The sequence below is a fragment of the uncultured Rossellomorea sp. genome (genome assembly GCF_947488365.1).
Taxonomy (GTDB): domain Bacteria; phylum Bacillota; class Bacilli; order Bacillales; family Bacillaceae_B; genus Rossellomorea.
In genome coordinates this window covers 642,877-665,338 of record NZ_CANKZT010000003.1, presented here as the reverse complement: position 1 = coordinate 665,338, position 22,462 = coordinate 642,877, and the positions used below count along the sequence as shown (strand labels likewise).

General features: G+C 42.2%; 24 protein-coding genes. 4 read left to right on the top strand and 20 right to left on the bottom strand.

Translation table 11 applies throughout. The features are described 5' to 3' along the window. Positions 1 to 62: 62 nt before the first annotated feature. The 5 genes from Q1B03_RS14500 to Q1B03_RS14480 all read right to left on the bottom strand — a co-directional run bounded on the left by Q1B03_RS14500 (position 63) and on the right by Q1B03_RS14480 (position 3,519). Positions 63 to 434 (bottom strand): VOC family protein, encoded by a 372-nt coding sequence (locus Q1B03_RS14500; protein WP_299742528.1) that lies wholly within the window; start codon positions 432 to 434, stop codon positions 63 to 65. 13 nt (positions 435 to 447) lie between these two features. Further along, positions 448 to 951: a DinB family protein gene (locus Q1B03_RS14495; protein WP_299742525.1), complete on the bottom strand. Its 504-nt coding sequence runs from the start codon at positions 949 to 951 to the stop codon at positions 448 to 450. A gap of 94 nt (positions 952 to 1,045) precedes the next feature. After that, entirely contained in the window at positions 1,046 to 2,074 is a 1,029-nt protein-coding gene (locus tag Q1B03_RS14490; protein WP_299742522.1) for a serine hydrolase, read from the bottom strand. 302 nt (positions 2,075 to 2,376) lie between these two features. Then, entirely contained in the window at positions 2,377 to 2,841 is a 465-nt protein-coding gene (locus Q1B03_RS14485; RefSeq protein ID WP_299742519.1) for a DUF523 domain-containing protein, read from the bottom strand. Between the two features lie 105 nt (positions 2,842 to 2,946). Then, positions 2,947 to 3,519 (bottom strand): histidine phosphatase family protein, encoded by a 573-nt coding sequence (locus Q1B03_RS14480; protein ID WP_299742699.1) that lies wholly within the window; start codon positions 3,517 to 3,519, stop codon positions 2,947 to 2,949. Between the two features lie 318 nt (positions 3,520 to 3,837). On the opposite strand from Q1B03_RS14480, the gene Q1B03_RS14475 reads away from it, so the two are divergent. Then, positions 3,838 to 4,509 (top strand): hypothetical protein, encoded by a 672-nt coding sequence (locus Q1B03_RS14475; RefSeq protein WP_299742517.1) that lies wholly within the window; start codon positions 3,838 to 3,840, stop codon positions 4,507 to 4,509. 126 nt (positions 4,510 to 4,635) lie between these two features. Here the strand turns inward: Q1B03_RS14475 and Q1B03_RS14470 are convergent, their stop codons facing one another. The 4 genes from Q1B03_RS14470 to Q1B03_RS14455 all read right to left on the bottom strand — a co-directional run bounded on the left by Q1B03_RS14470 (position 4,636) and on the right by Q1B03_RS14455 (position 7,611). After that, positions 4,636 to 4,947: a hypothetical protein gene (locus Q1B03_RS14470; RefSeq protein ID WP_299742514.1), complete on the bottom strand. Its 312-nt coding sequence runs from the start codon at positions 4,945 to 4,947 to the stop codon at positions 4,636 to 4,638. Positions 4,948 to 5,146: 199 nt separating this feature from the next. Further along, complete coding sequence (locus tag Q1B03_RS14465) at positions 5,147 to 5,905, bottom strand: HAD-IIB family hydrolase (protein ID WP_299742511.1); 759 nt, start codon at positions 5,903 to 5,905, stop codon at positions 5,147 to 5,149. A gap of 26 nt (positions 5,906 to 5,931) precedes the next feature. Further along, positions 5,932 to 6,588, bottom strand: a complete 657-nt coding sequence (locus Q1B03_RS14460) for an HAD family hydrolase (RefSeq protein WP_299742696.1) — start codon at positions 6,586 to 6,588, stop codon at positions 5,932 to 5,934. Between the two features lie 321 nt (positions 6,589 to 6,909). Continuing rightward, positions 6,910 to 7,611: a bifunctional 2-polyprenyl-6-hydroxyphenol methylase/3-demethylubiquinol 3-O-methyltransferase UbiG gene (locus Q1B03_RS14455; RefSeq protein WP_299742508.1), complete on the bottom strand. Its 702-nt coding sequence runs from the start codon at positions 7,609 to 7,611 to the stop codon at positions 6,910 to 6,912. A 626-nt stretch (positions 7,612 to 8,237) separates the two neighbouring features. On the opposite strand from Q1B03_RS14455, the gene Q1B03_RS14450 reads away from it, so the two are divergent. Next, positions 8,238 to 8,528 carry a hypothetical protein gene (locus Q1B03_RS14450; protein ID WP_299742505.1) on the top strand — a complete coding sequence of 97 codons (291 nt, stop codon included), beginning with the start codon at positions 8,238 to 8,240 and terminating at the stop codon, positions 8,526 to 8,528. Between the two features lie 82 nt (positions 8,529 to 8,610). On the opposite strand, the gene Q1B03_RS14445 is transcribed toward Q1B03_RS14450, so the two are convergent. The 5 genes from Q1B03_RS14445 to Q1B03_RS14425 form a co-directional block, all read right to left on the bottom strand. Continuing rightward, entirely contained in the window at positions 8,611 to 8,961 is a 351-nt protein-coding gene (locus tag Q1B03_RS14445) for a DUF4181 domain-containing protein (RefSeq protein WP_299742502.1), read from the bottom strand. Positions 8,962 to 9,035: 74 nt separating this feature from the next. After that, entirely contained in the window at positions 9,036 to 9,686 is a 651-nt protein-coding gene (locus Q1B03_RS14440; RefSeq protein ID WP_299742499.1) for a hypothetical protein, read from the bottom strand. Further along, entirely contained in the window at positions 9,679 to 10,224 is a 546-nt protein-coding gene (locus tag Q1B03_RS14435) for a sigma-70 family RNA polymerase sigma factor (protein WP_299742496.1), read from the bottom strand. Before Q1B03_RS14435 ends, Q1B03_RS14440 begins: the two co-directional genes overlap by 8 nt. A gap of 126 nt (positions 10,225 to 10,350) precedes the next feature. Beyond that, positions 10,351 to 10,824 (bottom strand): lysoplasmalogenase, encoded by a 474-nt coding sequence (locus tag Q1B03_RS14430; RefSeq protein ID WP_366141297.1) that lies wholly within the window; start codon positions 10,822 to 10,824, stop codon positions 10,351 to 10,353. A gap of 674 nt (positions 10,825 to 11,498) precedes the next feature. Next, positions 11,499 to 11,696, bottom strand: coding sequence for an aspartyl-phosphate phosphatase Spo0E family protein (locus Q1B03_RS14425; protein ID WP_299742494.1), 198 nt, complete (start codon positions 11,694 to 11,696; stop codon positions 11,499 to 11,501). Between the two features lie 245 nt (positions 11,697 to 11,941). On the opposite strand from Q1B03_RS14425, the gene Q1B03_RS14420 reads away from it, so the two are divergent. Beyond that, positions 11,942 to 12,835, top strand: coding sequence for a LysR family transcriptional regulator (locus Q1B03_RS14420; protein ID WP_299742491.1), 894 nt, complete (start codon positions 11,942 to 11,944; stop codon positions 12,833 to 12,835). Between the two features lie 51 nt (positions 12,836 to 12,886). Here the strand turns inward: Q1B03_RS14420 and Q1B03_RS14415 are convergent, their stop codons facing one another. From Q1B03_RS14415 to Q1B03_RS14395, 5 genes are read right to left on the bottom strand one after another with little or no spacing between them, the layout of a single operon-like run. Continuing rightward, positions 12,887 to 13,870, bottom strand: coding sequence for a ring-cleaving dioxygenase (locus tag Q1B03_RS14415; protein WP_299742488.1), 984 nt, complete (start codon positions 13,868 to 13,870; stop codon positions 12,887 to 12,889). 25 nt (positions 13,871 to 13,895) lie between these two features. Next, positions 13,896 to 14,987 (bottom strand): low temperature requirement protein A, encoded by a 1,092-nt coding sequence (locus tag Q1B03_RS14410; RefSeq protein ID WP_299742485.1) that lies wholly within the window; start codon positions 14,985 to 14,987, stop codon positions 13,896 to 13,898. Beyond that, positions 14,988 to 15,560 carry an NADPH-dependent FMN reductase gene (locus Q1B03_RS14405; RefSeq protein ID WP_299742482.1) on the bottom strand — a complete coding sequence of 191 codons (573 nt, stop codon included), beginning with the start codon at positions 15,558 to 15,560 and terminating at the stop codon, positions 14,988 to 14,990. Between the two features lie 2 nt (positions 15,561 to 15,562). Beyond that, positions 15,563 to 16,183: an alpha/beta hydrolase gene (locus tag Q1B03_RS14400; RefSeq protein WP_299742479.1), complete on the bottom strand. Its 621-nt coding sequence runs from the start codon at positions 16,181 to 16,183 to the stop codon at positions 15,563 to 15,565. A 5-nt stretch (positions 16,184 to 16,188) separates the two neighbouring features. After that, complete coding sequence (locus tag Q1B03_RS14395) at positions 16,189 to 17,172, bottom strand: ring-cleaving dioxygenase (protein WP_299742476.1); 984 nt, start codon at positions 17,170 to 17,172, stop codon at positions 16,189 to 16,191. Between the two features lie 98 nt (positions 17,173 to 17,270). Here Q1B03_RS14395 and Q1B03_RS14390 point away from each other — a divergent pair, with 98 nt between their 5' ends. Then, the gene (locus Q1B03_RS14390; RefSeq protein WP_299742474.1) at positions 17,271 to 17,735 is read left to right on the top strand and encodes a MarR family winged helix-turn-helix transcriptional regulator; all 465 of its coding nucleotides are present in this window, start codon (positions 17,271 to 17,273) and stop codon (positions 17,733 to 17,735) included. Between the two features lie 386 nt (positions 17,736 to 18,121). Here the strand turns inward: Q1B03_RS14390 and Q1B03_RS14385 are convergent, their stop codons facing one another. Next, complete coding sequence (locus Q1B03_RS14385) at positions 18,122 to 22,261, bottom strand: S8 family serine peptidase (protein WP_299742471.1); 4,140 nt, start codon at positions 22,259 to 22,261, stop codon at positions 18,122 to 18,124. Positions 22,262 to 22,462 lie beyond the last annotated feature (201 nt).

The following is a 22,462-nucleotide window of genomic DNA, read 5'->3' as shown; positions in this document are numbered from 1 at the left end:
TCACTCCTTTTACTTTTTAAAAGAAATCCACCATCAGCCCAATTCATGAAGCTGGTCTAATCTTACCAGTGTACTTGAAGTTTATTACCATTTGGGTCATAAAAGTGGAAAAAGGCATGACCATTATCTTCTTTTATATCCTCGACCTTTACTTGATGATCCATTAAGTGTTGATGAAATTCAGATAATTCCGGACTTGTAAAGCCAATGCTAAATTCTGGTTCATGATCAATTGTAAAATGTACAAATGTTTCATCTTCAGTAGGAACTAAGATAAGTAAGAAAGGTCCTTCATTTACTTTTATAATCGCATGTTCCTCCGTAATGTTTACTAACTGGAGCCCTAATACATCTTTATACCATTGTGCAGACCGTTCTAAATCTTTTACAGGAATTCTAATATAATGTACTTGTTCAATAAATGATTTACTCATACTCTCCTCTCCTTCATTTATATACTAAGTAACTCTCCAGCTCATCTTTTTGACGTACATGATGACGAAAATGCATTCCGACCAAATCATACCATTCCTTTGCATTCAGCCAGCCGAATCCTCCATGTTCAACTTTATTTTCCGGGTGAATATCATCCACTTTCGTTTCCCAATGATTCAATCGTTGGATTAATTGTTCCATCCTGCTAATGAGTTCTTCCTTGCTGTCTGAATTATTTGGAGGAGAATTCAGTTCATCTGGTAACCTTATTTTGATTGGTGGAAAACCTCCGTTCTCAAATAATTGCTCACCAAACTGGGTTTTCCCAAAGGGCTGTTCCCCATTCGATGCAGCACATTCTTCCATACTATCAAGATACTCATGGGCAACAACCATTAAATGGTCATACATCTGTCCAATGGACCATACCCCTTCTTTCGAAATATACCTTAGCTGTTCTATTGAATAATGGTTAAGGTCACCTTTGAACGTAATAAGCAGTTTAATGTCACTCATTTAAATACTTCCTTTCGTTTAATGAAAAATGTTTTTTGCCTATTGCTGTATATATTAGTGATGACAGATACCTTTAACACTAATCTTTTTTCTCCTATTTAATAGATAATTGAAGTTCCTTCACAACCAAATTCCCAAACGTTTGGATATCCTCGATATGATCAAAATTCTTATTCTGATAGGTATATAGACTGTTATACATCCTTACGGCAACAGCATTATATCGGGGAATGACAAGGCAGGCACATCCTGACGCCCCAAGAATTTGGTAACTGCCTTCAGGTAAGTCTGTTCCTAATTCATTGTAGTCCCACGACACTTGGTTATCTTTCAGCCACCAGAACAAACCGAACTTAGGTAGATTCTCACCCATTTCACCTGGACTTTGGATGGTGGTAGAAAGGTCAAATACTTCTTCCGGCAAGATTTGTTTTCCATCCATGAATCCTTTATTCAAATGTAAGCTTCCCCATAAAGCCAACTCTCTGCTATTAACATATAAGTTTCTTTCATCCCCAACATTTGACCCAATCCTAATGGAAGGCTGACTATCTGGCGAATGTATGTCACATACTAAAGAGCTTTTTCCCTCGGTCGCCCATTCTGTACTTTTCCAACCCAAAGGTTTAATAACCTTCTCAGTAAGAATTTGGTTAACAGTCTTGCCGGTAGCTTTCCTGACGATCTTAGCTAATAAGTCTGGTCGTTTACCCTCAATGTTGGTTCCTGAATCAAATACCCTCTGGACTGTATCATTCTTAATCTTTAAACCAGTAGATCTGGTTACCAAATGTCTAACTGTAGTCTCGCCTAAGATTTCTTTATCCAATTCTTTAAAATAATCACTGAGCTTATCCTCAAGATCAATGTGTCCTTCAAACACAGCCAATGCAGCCGCTAAACCAACATATGTAACCCTGGTTGAATATACGTTAAATTGTGAGGAGCGATCTATATTCCTAGCTCCCGTTTCAAAATGATGGGTACCAGAATACCACTCGTGTACTATCTCGTTATCCTTTATTATGACTAACGCTGCCCCAGAAGCATGCATCTTATCTTTCGTTTCTTCAGTATAGTTGGTTATATCTTCAAAGGCCGTCTTATTGGAAATTCCATTCAAATTTTTCACCTACTTCTTTTTGTTCGTCTCTTAAATAAGATACTTAAAAAAACAATATATCCTTGTTAATCCATGTCTTTTTCTAATATCTTGCCCTCAAGACCTATAATGGTGGTCGATGCTATTATTTAATTCCAATTATTTCAAATCAATGTTAGAAACTCAATAACTAATCCCCATAAAAAAACTTATCCTATTGCGGATAAGCTTCATCCGTGTATGTCATCTGTTCATATGTATTTGCTCATTTATTGAATAAGAAAAAATCCTGTTGCCAATGACAACAGGATTATGATCAATGTTTATGATAAATGACCGTAATGGGAAAGCTGTTCTTCAGAAATGACTTGTATTCCGTTTCTTTTGAGTAAAGCAGTTGTGACTCCATTTCCAACAATTTTCTTACTTATAAATTCACCATTATAAATCATTGCACTTCCACACGATGGGCTGTACTCTTTCAGAACAACTACATTTGCATGAACTTCTTTGGCCTTTTCTAAAGTAGCATTAGCCCCTTTTAAGTACAGTTCCGTAACGTCTCTTCCTGACTTCTCCACTACTTTAGCTTTCCCATCCAATACATCTTCCCCATGACCACCTACTATTTCAGCAGGTTCTCTGGGGGTTGAAAATCCACCAAGCAATTCCGGGCATACAGGTATTGCCTTCTTCTCTTCTATTAGTTTACTGATCTTATGATTTAAACTATGCGTACCGTTATATCTTACTTCCAATCCTGCTAAACATGAACTCACTAATATCATTGATAACACCTCAATTTAATAGCATCTAATGACATTGTACAACTTACTCCCTGTAATTGAATAACGTATAGCCTTGATTTATTTTTTTAAAATATAATTAACGTATTACTTTATACCCCACAGTCTTCGAACATCCACCAATTCCTTCTCTTTAAATTCCATCCTATAAATATCGGGTTTGGATGTGCTATGTAAAAAATCCAAGTCATACTTACAATCGAAATATCCCATCATCAAGGTCATAACAGCCCCGTGAGATCCTATTACGATATGTTTATCTCTAAAGGTTTCTAATAGTTCTTTTAAAACGTTAATAGCCCTTTTTTCACAGTCAGCATTTGATTCTGCTCCTTCTAAAGCGAAATTTGAATCCCCGAACGACTTCTCCAATAGTGGAACCAATTCCTTATCAGAAACTCGATTATCTTCAGAAGAAAAGATCCTCTCTTTTAAATCTTCATATACGATAACTTCTTGTCCTATTTGTTCAGCTACTTTTTTGACAGTTAAGATTGAACGTCTATAGGGGCTTGAAACAACTGCGGCAATCTTCTCATCTTTTAAAATGTCAGTTACTCTTTGAGCATCCAAATGACCCTTTTGAGTTAGCCCTCTTGTTCTTTCATTTCCTTCCTTTGGTGACTCACCGTGCCTCACCATATAAACAAACGTACTCATCACCTATTTGCCTCCATTAAGGTTCGATTGATAACATTGTTTAAATATAATAGGCTGGGCTGAACCCCGGCAGGTTAAGCTTACCGTGCTTGGGGTCAGGCAATAAAAATTAGGCTTTATTAAAGGTAAATGTTGATATTTGATGCCTCCCTGAATTCTTAGTAAAATTAATATAAAAACAAATATTCTGAAGGACCTAAGTTTGAGCAAGGCGCTCAGTAACCTTCTAAATCATCAACAAATTACCACACACCAAGAAGGAACAATCAGAAAAACGGAATAAATGTATTAGATAAATGAAATTCCGAGGTGTTTTAAATGTCAAATCAAAAACTATTTACACCCATATATATAGCAGATACCCCTTTTGTAAACGGGCAACTAAAACCAAAGAAAGCCAAGAAATATGATTTCAAAATTCATACCAGCGAGCATTTAAATAATAGTGTTTATCATTATGTTTATAGCAAAGCAGACAAATTGATTCATTGTTTCTATGTTGTTGAGGACTGGCAAGAGCCTGATAGGCTATTATTCATCGAAAATAATGAATTATACGATGAATTCACTAAACAATTTGGAAGTGAAGGTGAAGGGGAACTTGGCGGTATGGATGTCTACTTGGATACCAATTCCTTGAAAGATGTGCCCATTAGACTAACTGAAGCTATCATAGCTGGCACTTATTATGAAGAAACTCCGCTATGTCATTTGTATGGACAAGGTATGTGGCACGACAATGCTTATGTTGTTGCCAACCGAATCGGTCTGGAAAAACTTCGAGAAGCTATTGATATGGCTTTGAATCATGGGGAATTTAGAACGTGCTCTTCGACATCAGATAATGAAGGATATGATTTATTTATATCTTGTGTTCCAGATAACTTCAATTGGGATTCCATTGATATGCCTTACAACGATACCGACGTTTTTGAGAAAACAAAACCTCCAGTAGTAGCTTTTAATAAATATAGGTTAAAATTAAAATAGTTTGATCTCACGTAACGAATGAGAAAATAGTTAAGAAAGATTGGGAAACCTTTATATTTCGGTTTCCCAATCTTTTTTAATTTATCAACATTAACATTTAACACAGCCAATAATTAAAAAACATTCCTACTCTACTGTTCTTCTACGATAAACTTTCAGAGTGATGACATTTAGTATGATCGTAACGATGAGAAGAATTGCTGAAACATAAGCCACGGCATACATGGTGTCCATAAGAGCAGTCCAATCCTCAACCGTTACTTTATAGTAGGTATAAAATATCTGGAAGCATAGTGAAATACCACAAGCACAGATACTGATCGTGGAAAGAACAACCCAATTTTTATTCTGCTTTTTATCCCGGGTTAGATTAAGAATTGGGAGTATCCAGGCAATGAGCCCAAGCAAGAGGCTTCCAAGATTAAGTAAACCAAACATATATACAATCTCCTTTTTCTTATTGTTTATTAGGCGTATAACTCGATGAAATAGTTTTTACAACCGCATGGAATATATATACAAACCAAACCTACTACCAATTATTTCAAAACTCTGCACCATACTCAAGAATTTTCCCTAAAAAATAAGCCTATCCTTGTTTGGATAAGCCCATGGCAAGATGCTCTAGCGGACTAAATCAGCTTTCCAGCAGTAGTCCTCTTTGTTGATATAATTCACTGATTTCTTTTATTTTGAAAGGAACATCCTCAACACTTATAACAGTAGATGCAAATTCTTTTATTGGATGCTGTCCCACACAAACACTGTGCTTTGCGTTTTGAAACAGTTGTAAATCATTTTGGTCATTTCCGAATGCAATAAACTCTCCTGGATGGATGCCTAATTGTCTCATACCCTCTACCTTATGTATTCCTAACGGGCTTATATCCATGAGTTCTTCATCCCCGTGTTCGTATATTTGTACAGATAGCTTCTCGAGTTGTTGTTTGATAGCTTGATCTTTTGTAAATAATACGATTTTGGTGATCTTTAATAATTGAGCCAATGGCTGATTTTCAGCACGCTTATCAGGATCAAGATTACGAAATATAGAATGATGACGGTCTCCTGTGTAGCTGTAGTTCCAGTCACTGTCTATCAGATAAGTCAGCTGGTTGGTTTCTATTATATTTTTTATTTGATTTACTGTTTCTGCTGAGAAAGTACGGGTCTTAATCACCCCATCTGCATACGTAAAGGCACCATTCCCACCAACCATCCGATAATGCCGGAAATCTTCAGGCAGAACGGGTAATAAATCACGAATGGGCCTGGCTGAAGCAAATACTATTTCGTGTCCCTGTTGCTTACAAACGTTTAACGCATCACATATCTCTTTGCTTAAGGGTTTTCCTTTAAAACAAATCGTCCCATCTAAATCGAATACAAAAATCATCTTTTTTCACCTCTGGCGTGTTGGCATTATGTCATATAGCTTATTAGTCTATCAAAAGAATCAATCTCGCCATATGGTTTGATATCGGTATCATTCTTAATCCTGTTAGGGTTGAACCATATGCCCTTAATATGAGCATGTTGACAACCGCTAATATCCTTTTCTAAGTCATCTCCTACGAATAAGACATCCTCCGGTTGAACATTCAGCTTACTTAATGCTAAATCAAATATGCGTTTGTCTGGTTTACTCATTCCCACTTCTTCAGAAATAATGATTGTGTCGAAATAATGAGTTAACCCGGAGTTCATTATTTTCGCTTTTTGTCTCTGAGTGGAGCCGTTTGTAATAATCCCAACTTTAAGGTGATGCTTTATAGTATTTACGATAGTAAGAGTATGCTGGTTAATAGAAAAACAACGAGGAAAATGATGATTCCAAAAATCTTGGATGTCATGGCGCGGCAATCTATAATGTGGCGGGAACTTATCAAATAATGATTCCAAAACGTTTATCTTATTGTTATCGCCATAGCTTCCTTTGTCGTATTCTTTGAACCTATGCAACATTTCGTCTTTTGCTGGATGTGGAACTCCCTCATAACACTTTTCTAAAATAATCGAAAACATTTTATCTACTGCCAGATCCCTGTTAAGTAAGGTATCATCCAGATCAAATAGGATTGCTTTACAACCTGTCAACTATCTTTACCGCCTTTCTCTCATTAGATAATCCTCACGTTTTCTTACCAATTCTAGAATGTCTTTTATCAGCCGCACTAAGTATCAATAAAAGAGCAAAAAAATAAACAACACTTCCTATAATCATCTTTGTCCCATTACCTAATGGGAATAAAAATGACATGAAAAATAAACATAATGGACTACATAATATTAAAGATAAACCTATTGTAAATGCTACTTTCTCAGGTAGAGCTTTAATTCCGTCTAACATATTTTTAGTCTTTATACCGAGAAGTGAAAAACGGTTCGTCGAATTTCTTTTCATTTAAGAAACAAACCTGCTAGAAGGTCGGATGAACCAAATGTGCCCTCTGCCTCACTGCCTTCATTCATTCTTCTAAGTTCTAACGGCTCGAACACGCTGAAGATTTTGGCTAGCGATTCTTTTGTGTATCCCAGTCCACCCATTAACGTACCTTTTTTGTACACTTCTACATCCGATAGCTCTGCTCCACCCAAGCTGCCTCCTACAAGAAAACAAGTGATCCCAAAGTGTCCTTTTTCTTTCAAACCCTTTTGTAGTAATTCAATATAGGTAATCCTTCTATGAGGGGCTAGATGGTGAAAACACCCAGAGTCATAGATGAAGTCGTATTCTCCCTCATGAACCTTCAATTCAAATATATTGTCATGAATGAAATTGATCGAGAGCCCCCTTTCATCTGCACGCTCTTTTGCCCATTCCAGTGAAGTGATCGATAAGTCCACAGCATCGACCTCAAACCCATTTTCAGCTAAGAAGATGGCATTCCTTCCCGCCCCACATCCGAGATCCAACACCTTTCCTGGGGTTATGATTCCTTCCCGGAGGTAGCTCACTAAATTTTCGTCAGGTGAATTCACGAAAATGGGGATTTCCTTATCTCGATTTGCATAGAATTCATCCCAAAATTGGGTTGGATCTCTTAGTAGAGAATCCAGCGTTTTCATTAAACCAGAGTAATTTGTAATGATTTCATTCATCGTAAACTCTCCTATCAATATGTAATACTTACATTATACAAAAGAAAATATCTCCCTTTATTTCTACTATTTTACAATTAGGTTATTTCATAGAAAGAAACTCACCTAAACACACCCCCTGATTTCAATCTTAACCACTATATGAGTCTCATTTTCGGTTTATAAAACACTTTTAATAGGAGGGTAACCATTATGCACAAGGCATCACACAGAGGCTGTATACCATCATTTGGCAGACACTTAATTAACATCCCCATGCACAATGTTACGTTTATTACATTCATGTAACAAAAAATCACCAAAGCAGTAGAACCCTTCCCGCGCTTCCTACCATTCGTATCCTATAAGAGGGATTTTAGAAATGGGACCGTGATTTTGTCACAACTCCACATCTAACTATTCAACTTTCCACAATTTCTTATCCATTACTTTAATGACATCGAATTTACACAACGAAGCGAAATTGAATTATTAATATATTTATACCCAACAAGAATCATTAAGAATTCGTCCTATCCGGAGGTTATTTCTCCTGAATAATAGAGAATACGACCTAGTCCACACAAAGTTATTTATAGTATGATTGACTATATAATTACATTTATTAACAAAAGGGGATGATAATAGTGAGAGGATTCCTTCTATGTTCAGTAAAGTATGTGGTGGCGTGTTCACTGGTTCTTTCTGCTGGTGCTGCCGTAGGGATAACGCAGACTTTCGCAGCAGAGAATGACGATACAAATGTCATAGAAGATGGCGGCGGCCAAGGGGGAGTCACCTGGCAGGAATCGTATCGAAAGACTGTAGGCAGCTACACCATCATCGTGTATCGAAGTGGAAATGGCGGGAGTCAGTGGAAAGAAGTGACCTATAATAAGTATGGATACATCGTTAAGGTTGTGTATGGGACATATTAAGGGAAAAAGGATGATGGACTCTGGATCCACCATCCTTTTCTTTGAGTGATGCGCCGGGACGGGACTACGATCTCCCATCTTTTTACACTAAGAAATCAAATGTATAGCCAACCGTTACAAAGATGATGAAGAATACAAGGCCAAAGAGTCTAATGACGTACTCTCTTTCAGCTTTATTCATTCTCCATTGAATAAAGGCATCGAATCCCCCTATTAAGAAAATGATCATCGCACTTACCAGTTCTGCTTTGAAAAACACGACCCATATAAAAAAGACCGTCCAACCGATTCGCATAACCCAAGTGTGAGTTGTACCAAGTCCTTCAAAGCCGGATTTCCTGTTATTTGGGATGTTCCACCATCTCCTGACAATCTTCTCAACGATAAAGTACGCGGCCAAGGAGATGACAATATAAACGATAAAACTGTACATGTGATACACCTCCAAATTTCTCCGTCTGCCCGCTAATGATGCAGAACCTCCTTACATTATTCAACCCGGAGACTTTAACGAAACGACTCCGCCATCTTAATCATGTCTTTCTTGGATAAGGTGACGACAGATCCCCCTGGCATGTACTCCATTTCATATTTAATGGTATCCCCTTCAATCCATATCAGACGGCTGACCTTCGCCGGACCTTCAGATTCGTAATAGCTTCCTTTGGATTGACCGACTTTCACTTCGTCCTGGGACAAGGTCAGATATTCACTCGGATCAATGGATTGAAACGACAGTCTAATTGTTTGCTTTTCTTTTCCCTTCAAGGTCACCATTTCTATCTTTCCTGAAGAATCCTCACTTGTTTTGGTTGTGACCTCCGTTACTTCAAATGGGGCCTTTGTGAGAAACTTGTATTCTGTGCCAAGGGATTCAGGACGATCTTTGGCCTGATATCGATAAAAAGGGGCACTGGCGTTATTTCCGTCAAAGAGTCCCAATTGTGTTCCACCGAAATAAACGAATAAAGAGAGGCATGCCGCAACGAATAGAAAGGACATCAAAGGAGCCAGGATTGGTTTTTTATTGTAAGTGAACGATTTGGACCTCTTCGAATGAATCTCATTCAAAATGTTTTTCCTCATCTTATTCGTGAAACCATGCCCTTTGAAGGTTTCTTCTTTCATCAGGCCACGGAGTTGTTTAAGCTCATCCATTGTTATACACCTCATTCCGTTTAATCGTTGAACCGAGCAATGCCTTCCCTCTTGTCAATCTGGTCTTCACCGTATTGGTGTTCAAATCCATACAGGCCCCGATCTCGGAAAGCTTCATCTCTTCAAAATAATAAAGAAAGATGACCTCTCTATATTTGATGGGCAGGGATAGAACGTGTTGGATCAGCTCTGAATTCTTTTCCTTCTCGATCACGGTTTGTTCCGGCGCCCCCATCTTTCCTTTGACCATTTCATTGATTTTATTCGATATACTGACCATACGTGTATCCCACCGCCTTAAATAATCTTTGCAATGATTGACGGCCACGCTGATGATCCATGTTTTAAGGGTGGAATCCTCGCGAAAGGTATCCATCTTTTGATAAAACTTGATGAAAATCTCTTGTGTCAGATCTTCCGCCAGGCTATGTTCCTTCACATAGGAATAGACAATGTAATAGACATCATTTCCGTATTCCGTCATGGCTTTCTCAAGTAGTCGATCCTTCTCGGATTTAGAAACATTTCCGGATTTCAAACACTCACCTGCTTTGTATGTATCTTCACTAAATAAGACGTTTCTTAATTAGAAAAAGTTTGGATTATTTCACAATTTGTCATAAAAACACGCCTGACGAGACCCCTCGACAGGCGCAAAAGCTGATTACATGTTCATACTTTTTCCTTCTTGATACCTGTTTGTGATCCCTATGCTTGCGAGGCTTGAGGCAATCAGGAATTGCGCCGAGTAATAGGTTGTCATGATCAGGACATCCGAATAAGGGATGGCTGCAACGAACATATTCCAGGACAGTATGGAGTCCGAGATGACAAACAGGATGCTACCGACAGTTGCCCATAGGTTACCCGTCAAGATGGCAGTCAGGGCCATCAGGGATATGACCAGCATGTAGGAAACGACCGGAAGCACGAGCCCATCATTTCCATCTGTTTGGAGCGCGGTAATCAGCTGGCGGCCGATGAAGAAGGAATACAAGGCAATCGGTAATAAGGCCGCCAGGCGCGCTTTGTTGAAACGGGACATTCTGATAAAGCCCATTAAATAGAAGACGTGCCCGATGAGGAAGGCCCCGAGCCCGGCAACAAATGACAAGACAATAAACCCGTCGCCCAGCATGCAGAAAAAAAGGCCGATGATGATGAGACGCATGGCTGGTGCCGCTTTGGCGGGCAGCTGACGGAATGCGTAAAAAAATGATGAGTGCCATGGGGATCAGCTTGAAGACGATTTTTAATGTCAACGGTTCTGAAGGAATAATCCATATGTAGAGGGCAGCCATGATTCCGATTAAGATGGGGAGCATTGATTTTTTCAATGAGATTCACATCCTATTTATGCACTTTGTACTTGTTCCTAAGGCATATATACTCTTTCTGAAGAGGAAATTCCTTCTTTTGAGAGATTTATAGAAAAAGGGCCAAACGAGTAAAGGTCTGGAATCCGCCCTTTTCTACAAGGGGCAGACCTGTAATGATTCCGGTTTGAACGACTTTCAATCCTGATTTGGGATAATGGATCCTTTTTCGGATTTGTTGAACCTGAGTTTGATGTATTGAACCACTTTTTCACATAATTGATCCTTCGTGTCGAAATTTCTTGATAATTGCTCTCTTCACAGTTAAAGGGGATTGAAAATAATAAAGAAGCCGTCAGCCGTCAATGGAAAGTGGATTGCTCACTACGATTGGGCTAAAATTCTTCCTCCTCCTGACTGGATGTGAAAATAAAAAAAGGATGCATCCCCTTAACTGGCTGCATCCCACAATCGTCAATAGTGATGGGTCATTCCCTCAGCGTTTTGAATATGGGGCATAGGAACCTCTCCCCCGACTGAGCTTATCCTTTTCCGCCAAGTTTAATAAGGCATCAAGTTCTTGACTGATGTGTATGGTGATGTGGCTATTTAGACCGTTTTGAATAACGGATTGATTCAACCTCTCTTTCATTTCATCTATAAGCTGATAGATGGAAGGTTGTTGCATGTTCATTTGGATCCTCCAGCTTCCAAGGCTTCGGCTTTACGTGCTCTCCCCTTCTTCCCTCATTTTGTTTGGGATGAATGGGAAACCTATTAGAAATCCATCCTATAGAAGAGAGAAGGGAAGCACAGGCTACCGTCATTTTCGCCTTCTTACTATAATAGTAGTATATAACCATTTATTAGGTTAAGTAAATGTAATCATTTTTAATGTATAATGAAGAAAAACTTAATAGGTTGGAGCGATTCAGTCATATGAATATAGACCAAATCAAGTACGTCCTGGAAGTCACGAAAGAGCGTTCGATCACGAGGGCTGCCAGGAAGCTGCACTTATCTCCGTCGGCTGTCAGCCAGTCCATCACTCAACTTGAACGGGAACTCGGAGTCACGATTTTCAACCGGTCGAGGCAGGGGACGGTTCCGACGCCAGAAGGCAAGAAAATCATCCATACAGGGATCGATATTCTTGGGAAACTCGATGAACTCCAAAATGAACTCTCGGACACCACAGCTCCGGTTTCATTGAAAATCGGGTGTGGGCCAGCATTGACTTATGTGGTCTATGACGCCTTTGTCCTGTTCAATCAGGAATTTCCCCATGTGAACATTGAAATCATTGAAATGGATCAGGACGAAGTATGGGAAGCATTTTCCTGCAAGGAGATCGATCTCGTCTTTTCTCCTTTTACAAGGGAAGAATTACAGAAACAGACCGCTCACGTTCCCATTGGGTTTGAACGATTGTATACGGGTGAGGTATGCGTTTGTGTGAGTAAGCACTCTCCCCTCTATCATCAGAACCTCCTCTACCCAGAAGACATACGGAATGAAAAAATCGTCATCTATAATTCCAAGCGTGCCAAGTCCCTTAATGAGCAATATACCAAGAATAACCCTACGCTTTTCACTTCGAACAATATCGAGGTATTGAAGGCCGCCGTGTTGGATGGAAAAGCAATCTGCATCATTTATGACTTTACCTTTAAGAATCATCCTGATGTCTTGAATGGAAACCTGGCTATCATCCCCTTAAATAAGGAATCGGTTAAAGGGTATGATTTCTGGGTCATGTATCCCGCTAAACAACCGCTCTCCTTGGAAGCTAGGGATTTCCACCACAAGGTCAGGGAATTGATTCACCGATAAAAAACAAACAGCTGCAATCCTTACAAGCAGCTGTTTGCTATTCAATGCGTACTATTCCATCTCTTTCTTGAATTCCTTATTGCTTCTCATCGTATCAATCGGGCGGACAAGCCTCTCGATATCGCCTCTTTTTGATTCTAGGAAAGGCGGGAGGGACAGCTTTTCTCCTAAGGTTTCATAAGGTTCATCTCCCATGAATCCTGGTCCATCCGTGGCAAATTCAAACAATATATAAGGAGAGACCCGAACATATAGGGATTCAAAGAAGAAGCGATCAACATAGCCTGAGGTACGGAAACCCATTCCCTCGATCCGGTCGATCCACTGGTTCAGCTCTTCACGATCCTCTACGCGGAAGGCAACGTGGTGAACGGATCCATACCCTTGCTGGGATTGAGGCATGGACGTATCGTGCTCGACAATGACCTGTCCACCATTCCCCCCTTCGCCCACCTCGAATAAGTGGAACGCACCCTCGCTTCCTACTTCCTTGAACAAGAGAACTTCTTCTAGCATCCCTTTAAAGAAATCAAACTCTCGGATCCGAATGAAAACAGGTCCAAGGCCGGTAATCGCGAACTCAAGAGGAATCGGTCCATCCTGCCACGGAGTGCCGGATGGGACCCCTTCGTTTCCTTCATCTGAAATCAGCTGATACTGCTGATCATCGAAGTCTGTGAAGGAGAGTGTATTCTTGTTGAATTGCACACTGATCCCTGAGTGTTCTATGTTCAGGCGTTCGAATCTCTTCACCCAGTAGTCCAGTGCTGCGTTGCTTGGCACACGGAGCGAAATCTTCGAAATTTCATTTGTTCCATGAGTTCCTTTCGGGGTGTTACGGAAGTCAAAGAACGTGATATCCGTTCCGGCACTTCCCTTATCATCGGCAAAAAAGAGATGATACGTCTGGATGTCATCTTGATTCACCGTTTTTTTCACTAAGCGCATTCCGAGTACATAGGTGAAGAATTCATAAATCTTCTCCGCACTGCTCGTGATGGCGGTGACGTGATGGATTCCTTTTAATTCATTCATAGCTGATTCTCCTTCTCACATTTATTTATTTCACGGTCATGAAAGCATACACGATAAAGAAGCAGGCAAGCTCGATAAAGACCACGGTCTCTTCGACTGGCAGTAAGAAACTCCCTGACCAAAAAACAGCAATCAGGCCCAGTAAAGTGAAGAAATGTTTCATCCCTAAACGTGTGTGTGGATGCCTGTACTTATGAAAGACCGCCGTCGTTCCAATAAAGTATAGGAACGTGGCGCCAAATACCAATGAGACAAACAACCCTTTATTCAGGGAATAGAGAAAGCCCACTTGAATCATGGCAGCGATGACACTCATCGCCATGAAGATGACCAGATGACCGTAAATGATCACTTGTCCCGATGTTTCGCTTTCTTTATCGATTTTCTTCTCCACATTCTCGAAATACTGCCACCACATGGCCATGACGAGGGTAAAGGAAATGAATAAGACAAAAAGTCCTTTTCCTAAATGATCCACTCCGTTGACAATCGCCACAATGCTGACAATGAATTCACCAAACAGGATGATCGTGAGCAGGCCGAACCGCTCCAGTAAATGGGGCGTATTGATCGGGACCTTCTTCAAATGTTTCCGACCGAGTAAAGGAATGACAATGTCAATCGCGATTCCCAAATATAGAACAAAGTATCTGAACCACGAATCAAAAAAGACTGATCCGAGGGAGAACAATCCCCCGATGAGGAACCCGTATCCAAGGTACTGGGCGACGACTTTCCGAGGCCCCGCTTCCACTCGTGCTACAATGAGATACTGGACAGCTGCCACGAAACGGATTCCCAAATATCCAATTAAAAAGGGGAGGAAATATGCATCAAAATCAACCGAGAGACTGGCAGTCATTAAGATGACGAACATCATCTGGAAGATCATCCATAAGCGGTCTTTCACTGTATCTTCCCCGTAGCGGTTGATGTAAAGGGTTTGACCCACCCAAGCCCACCAGATCGGGATAAAGATGAGGACAAATTTGATAAAGTATTCCGGATGGATATGTCCGTCTTCTACGTGAACCAGTGTGTGTGTCACTGTTGCAATCGCCGCTACGAAAATCAAGTCATTAAATAATTCGATCCAATTGACCTTTTTATGTGGCACCTAGTATCCCTTCCCCTTATACAATTCCACAAATTCCGTGAATCCATGAATGAAACTCTGAAGATGAGTAAGGGTTCTTTCGTCCTCGAGTCTCATCGTTTCCTGGTTGATCTTCTTGTGTACTTCCCCCACCAATACTTTCGGAGCACTCATGACATTCACATTCATGGCGACCAGGGTCTGACGCAGCTGCATTTGCGACAACCCGGTCCCGCCGCTTCCTGGAGTGGCACCCGCCACCGCTGCCGGCATTCCATTCAAGACCGCTTGCCTCGGTGGACGAGAAGCCCAGTCCAGCGCATTCTTCAAGCCCCCTGGGACCCCGGAATTATATTCAGGCGTGATGATCAATACGCCGTCCGCTTCTTTCAGCTTTTCCCTAAAGGTGACGACCTCTTCAGGATCTCCTTCTTTTTCCAGATCTTCATTGAATAAAGGCAATTCCCCTATCTCTACAAAAGACATCTCCCATTGGTTGTTTGCTTCCTCTGCTATCGCCTGCAGGAGCTTCTTGTTAAATGAATCCTTTCTCAGGCTTCCGCACATGGCGGCGATCTTTATACGTTTATTCATGATTATCTCTCCCTATCATCTATGTTTATTTCTTTCCACCACTTAGACGCTTCCCTGAACTCAGACTTCATTAGTTCATGTCCGTGATCGGTTATATGCATGGAAACATCCGCACCCAAACGACTGAGATGAGCCTTCAATTGAAACGCCTCTCCCGGCAGGGTAATTTGATCCACTGCGCCAGCTGTCATAAAGATGTCCCGCCCCCCCAAATCACTTTTCTCAAATGATTGCAGGGGGTGACTTGGATGAAACAGCATCGCAGTGCGGAACAGATCAGGACGATGTAGCAGCAGGCTGATCGCCATATTGGCGCCGTTCGAATATCCGATAAGGTGGAAGGATTGCTTGTCTATTTGATACGTGGTGGCTGCTTCTTCGATGAAGTTGAGAACATCCCCTGTTTTCTCAAGGAGGGAGCCTTCGTCCATTCCACCGTCTTTCGTACGGGCGAAATAACGGAACTGCCCATTTTCAATAGTCTCTCCCCTCACTCCCAGAACCGAAAGAGACGGATCCACTTGACCGGCGACAGGCAATAAATCGGTTTCCCGGCCACCCGTTCCATGTAATAGGATAAATACTTGATTGGACTCTTCACTGTCATGAAAAAAATGTTTCATATCTATCAATCCTTTCCTTTAAAAGGGGAAGGTAAAGGCTTTAAGTTGGATTCGATTTCTTGTCTGCGATCTTCCAGGAACGTTGGAAGGGATAAACGTCCCCCCAGCTCATCAATGGATTCGTCCAGATCAAAGCCCGGGCCATCGGTGGCAATCTCAAACAGGATCCCGTTTGGCTCTGTGACGTAAAGGGACTGGAAATAATAACGGTCGACGAATCCCGATGTCTTGAATCCATCCGCCTCCAGATGTCGAACCCACTCCCGCAGTTCGTCCTCCGTTTCGACCCTGAAGGCCACATGATGAACGCTGCCCCTGCCCTGTCTTTCGTCGGGGAGGTCCTTCCGCTGTTCCACATGGAGTTCAGAGCCATTGCCTCCTTCACCCGTTTCAAAGACGTAGACAAGATGGGAGTCGTCGTCACCGGCTCTGTATTCTCCCGATGACCTGTACCCCATGAGCTCAGTCAGAACCTGAATCGTAGGCTCCAAGTATCTAACCGTAAGCCTAACTGGACCCAGACCTGTAATTCCATATTCTTCTGGGATGCCACTTCCTGTCCATGCTTTCCCGGCCTCTACCCCTCTATCATTCTGATCAGAGATCAAGGTCATCTCGTGCCCCTCTGAATCCCAAAAAGGCAAGACGGCATGCCCGAAACGCTCGGTGACCGGTGCATACACAACACCGTATTCCTCAAAGCGGTTCTGCCAATACGTAAGGGCAGCGTTGGTTTTCACTCTTAACGACATGCCGGAAATACTGTTTGTACCGGGATGCTTCCTCGCCATATTCGGTATTTCGAAGAAGCTCAGTTCCGTTCCGGGATTTCCTTTTTCATCACCGTAAAACAAATGATAATATGAGGTATTATCCTGATTGACGGTTTTCTTCACTAATCTCAGTCCCATGATCCGTGTGTAGAAATCCAGGTTTTGCTTGGCATTCGCCGTCAATGAAGATACGTGATGGATTCCTTTCAATTGCATAGACATGACCTCCTCAAGATTTCAATATTTGTATGATTTGACAATCGGCGCCCTTTGTTTCTAAACTAGATACACAAACCGTTTAGGAGAATCTTACAATGGGCAGCGAACGCGATACGAATAACTCTAAAAAAAATAAGCGACTGGGATTGATGATCTGGTTTCGCCTTTCCCGGGTCTACAACCACAGCATCCGCCGGAATAACGAGCACCTGAGAGAGTGGGGCCTCACAAGCGCACAATTCGATATCCTGATCCAAGTCGGGATTCATAACGAAATCACCCAGAAAGAACTCGGCGAGAAACTGTTTGTCACTAAAGGGAACATTACGCAGCTCCTTGTAAAAATGGAGAAGCTGGGGTGGGTCCAGCGCAAACAGGATTGGAAAACGAAAACGATTTCCTTGACCGACCAGGGTCAGAAACTCTACGATCAGGTCGTCCCTGATCAGGAGGACTTCCAGGCCTCCCAGTTCTGCGGACTCGATCCAACCGAGCAGATGCAACTGATCGATCTTCTGAAAAAAGTCCAAAAGCATATGGAGTCAACTGAAGAAAACTAGAACGGCATTGATTCAAGCGATCAAGCCGTTCTTTTTTTATGTGCACATGAAACCTGGATGACAAGTTCTATCATCATTCCCTTTGATTATCAGTTTATAACTAAACTAACAAAATGTCAATGATAGGGAGTCCTTATATAGTTGGGAAATCATGAATATTTCTTCAAGGTCACAACTAGTATAAAATCAATTATCATTAATGTAAATTTAACTAAATTTAATATTCATTAACTATAACTTAACTAAATAGGTCGGGCAGGGCGATGGTTATAGAAGAGGGACGAGTTCAATATGAGTGATCGAAAATGAAAAAAGAGGCTGTCAATCTTATATCGACAGCCTCTCTTTCACTTTTAAAAGTTATTTTGAGAAACGTTCATCCCTTCTCAATTCAATTCTGCAACGATATCATCTAATGTTTTCCCATCCATTTCTGTCTTGGCTGCAGGAGGATGTGGAACATCCGGATTCTGCACCAGATAGTTGTCGATGATATACTGCAAATCGGTCTTGTCCACGTTGCCATCGTAATTGATATCTGCCGCGCGGTGGTCGGTTCCAAAATGCTTCTGGACCTCGATGGCATCCATCACGTCGATGACATCATCCTGGGTGACATCCCCCGCTTGGATTTCTGCGTAGAAGATATAGGTCATTCGTCCAGTCGGCTCACCGTTGAATTCGTCCTCCAAGTGGCTGACGGTTGCATGACGCGTAAAGTGCCCAGGGAGGGTAATCTTGATATCATATTCTTCATCCGTAACGGGTAGCTCTTTAAAGGTGTATCTGGCCCCGCGATTGATACTGCCATCGCGAACATTCCCCGCTTGATCCGACAAGCTCACCTTGGCTCCTACAGAAGACATATCAAGGCCAGGTCGGAACCAAACGCCATCGGTGAATCCTTCCGGTAAAAACCCGCCTTCAAGTTGGGAATGGGTCGGAAGGATGTTGACTCCCTTGCCAAACGATCGAATGATGGTGGTTTCCCCATTTGAAGAAGTCACTTCAGATTTCGTCAATTCAATTGGATAGATCCATTTTTTATACGTATCCGGTGTTTGTTTCACGTTTACTTGAATGTCCAGCAGGTTCATCCCGTTTGGTATTTCTTCATTCAGTTCTCCGCTTACCGTCAAGGTCACTGGGATGGTCGTTCTGGATCCCGACACAACAGAATCGTTTGCTTCTATTACGATCTCTACTTCGTGCTCATCTGCAAATGCTCGAAGCTCCTCACTGATGGTTACGTCAAAGCCTTCGTAGACAGAGTTGTCATAACGGACATCAAAGGTGCCCCCAAGAATCGAAGTGTGATGAGAGGAAAGGTGCAAGGTCATGGATTCCCCGTATTTTACATCGCTCTTGGAAGAAGTCAATTTCGCATACGGCGTCCCTTTCTTAATCAGATCATACGTTTGATCCGGATGATCCTTCATCCCATTCACGGCCTGATCATAGTAGTTCAGGGTGAATTTCCCTGTCTCTTTTCCTTCAGGCAGTTGGAATTCAGCTTCAAAGTTTCCTTCCCCGTCTACGTTAACAGGTGTCATGCTGTACGGACTTGAGGACAGTACACTGACTGTATTTGTAGACTGATCAAAGGTTTCCCCGTATTCTTTCATTTTGTCGATCTGGTCATTATGGATGTTTCCATTTATCACAAGGCCCTCATCGCTGACTTCGTACACCCCGCCCCTTTGCTCGGTCTTTACTTCCGGCAGTGTGTTTTCAATAAACAGATTGTCGGATTTTCGATAGGTCTTCCCATTTGAATCCGTCCCGACGATTTCAATCTCATAATTTCCTGGGGGAGCCAATGTTTTTGAGTAGGCTACTGGATTGTCGGCATTTCCTGTGAACGGATAGTACAGACCGACAAATCCAAACTCAATTCCATAGAGATAGTCTTCAGGTAAATAAAACGGGAACGAATCGATCACCCCAAGACCTTCTCCTGTATCTGCATCCTTCAGAACAATATCCACTGTTTCCATTCCGTTATTCAGGGAGAAGGTAATCGGTGAGTATCCCATATACCCATTATTGAAATCGCGTCGAGTCGTGAAAGAAGTAAAATGGGCCGTCACTTCTTTGATTCCTGTATCCAACAGACGGAACCCTACCGGCAGCTGGTACACCTCATCCGGCTTCTCTCGATTCGTGAACGTCACCATCCCTTCATAAAATCCCGGATTAGCCGTTTTCGGAATGTTCAAGAACACATTCTGATCCTTGTCTTTTCCAGCTTTCACATTTACAGCTTTAGGAAACGACAGGCTGACTCCATTTTCTTTCATGCTTTGGTTTCCATCGATCCCATTCTCTTCAAACGAGATGGCAAACTTTTTCTGCTCATCACTGTTATTATGAAGGGTTACGGATAGACGTTCAGATAGATTTTCCCCTGTTTGACTTATCCCCCCAAAACTCAGGTCACCGCTGTGCTCGACAATCTGATCCACCAAATGACTTGTATGATCGTGCGTTTCATCTTCATGGGCTTCCTCTGAATCCGGAGATGCCGTCAGGATCTCATGCTCCACTTCGATTTCCACATCAGCATGCATGGCTTCATAGACATCAATCCGCCCGGCACCCCGTTCAAACACACTCGTATCCCCCTTCACTTCATCCGCTGTATTCATCAGGGCCGTTTTTACATCTTCCGGCTTTAAGTCCGGATTTTCCTGAAGAAGTAAAGCTGCTGCACCCGCTACGTGTGGCGCTGCCATCGACGTTCCTGAAGCCCGTTTGTAGGCAACATCATAATTGCCAATATACTCGCTTCCCTGCATATAGCTTGGGACGGAGGAATAAACACCGACACCCGGCGCAACGATTTCCGGCTTGATGTCATGGGTCATTCTTGACGGACCGCGAGAACTGAAACCGGCCAGGTGGTCACCTTCAGACTGAACCTCTTCGAAATGGCTGAACGAGAATCTAGTGTCTTCTTTTAAAGATCCTAGTAAGGCTTGTCCATCTTCATACGTTAAAGAAAATCCAGGAATGAATGCCACTTCTTCCCCAAAATAATATGGGATATGCCCTTCATCCGGATTGGTATTGAAAATAAGCGCTGCCTTCGCCCCATGTTGTTTGGCAATATAAATCTTTTCATTCACACCGTTGGATCCCCTGGAGATTAAGACCACTTTTCCTTCTACATCTTTTCCTTCGTAATCAGCATCCCGTCCTACCCCTACGTATGTGATGGAGGCTTCTGTGCCCAGGAGTCCATCCAGGGAACCAAAATCTTTCCCAAGTAAACGAATATTGGTAAGATCCATGCTTTCTGATCCATTTACAAGAGTTCCCTCCGCTTGGGAAGTCGTAACAGAATAATCACTTGCCCCTACAGTAATTCCGAGACTCGCTGTCCCAGGTGCGCCCAACGTATACTGGTCATCCCCGGTGTTCCCTGCTGCCACAATGGCGACTGTCCCTGACAGCATGGCATTGTCGATGGCTATTGAAGTAGGATCCAAAGGACTGATGGAGGAACCGCCAAGTGATAGATTGATGACATCCATCCCATCTTCCACGGCCTTCTCGATTCCTGCCATGACTATTGACATCGCCCCACTGCCGTAAGGACCTAATACCTTATACGCATAAATATCTGCATCGGGGGCCACTCCTTTGACCCCATTCCCATCCTGATTCCCAGTACGACCGGCAATCGTCCCGGCTACGTGGGTGCCATGAGAGGTGTAATAAGGGGTCCCCCCCAGTGGATGGTACTCCAATAGGCCGGAATCCAGCCACTCTTCATACGTCGTTTCCATTGGGTCATCATCATTGTTGATTAAATCATATCCACCTTTGTAGGCTTCTTTTAAATCCGGGTGATGGTAATCGATTCCCGTGTCCAGTACCCCGACTTTAATTCCTTTACCGGTATAGCCTTCAGCGTGGGCTGCCGGGGCAGAGATCTGAGATAGGCTATCCATCGCAGGTGAAGAATCCGTGATTTCCCCGCTAAAAGGAACGGGATCAACCTTTATCTCCGCATCTACATAAACCGCTTTGACTTCATCGTATGTTAGTAGCTCCTTCACTTCACTCGCCGGCAGTTTCATCGCGACCCCGTTAAAGGCCTGACGGTATTCCGTCCCGATTTGAATGGTAGACTTCCCTTTGGCTTTTGCCTGTTTTTTCGTTACCTTTTCTTTAAATTGATGATGGACTTTATGCACCTTTTCTTTGGCAGCTTGAAGAGAAACCTTTTCTCCCTTCAGCTCCTTCTTCTTCACTTCCACCTCTGCAGGATCTTGTGAAAACTGAACAATGACCGCAATCTCTTCATCTGAATGAACATTAATCTCCGGAGAAACGAATTTCTCCCCGGCTTGATTCTGCCCCTCATGAATACGTTCGCGATCCTCCTGGGTGGCGTGTTGCAAATACTGTTCCAGCTTGTCCTCTGTCGTTGAGCTTCCTTCTGCAAACGCTGGTGAAATCCCCGATACTAGTAAACTGGTTGCCAAGAAGCTTGTTGTTACTGCATTGAATGGTTTCAATTCCATCCTTCCTTTCTCGAACTTTGTTTCGTGTTGAAGCGAACCTCTCTTCGACAGCAAACGTCTTTCTATCTGCCATCACTTTTCATCCCATATAGACAATGGATTATCCTCACAGAAGCTATGTATAATGTCGGTCGATGATGAAGTTGTAGATTTTCGAAATGAGTAGAGATGTAGAGTGATAGAAGCTGAAGTAAG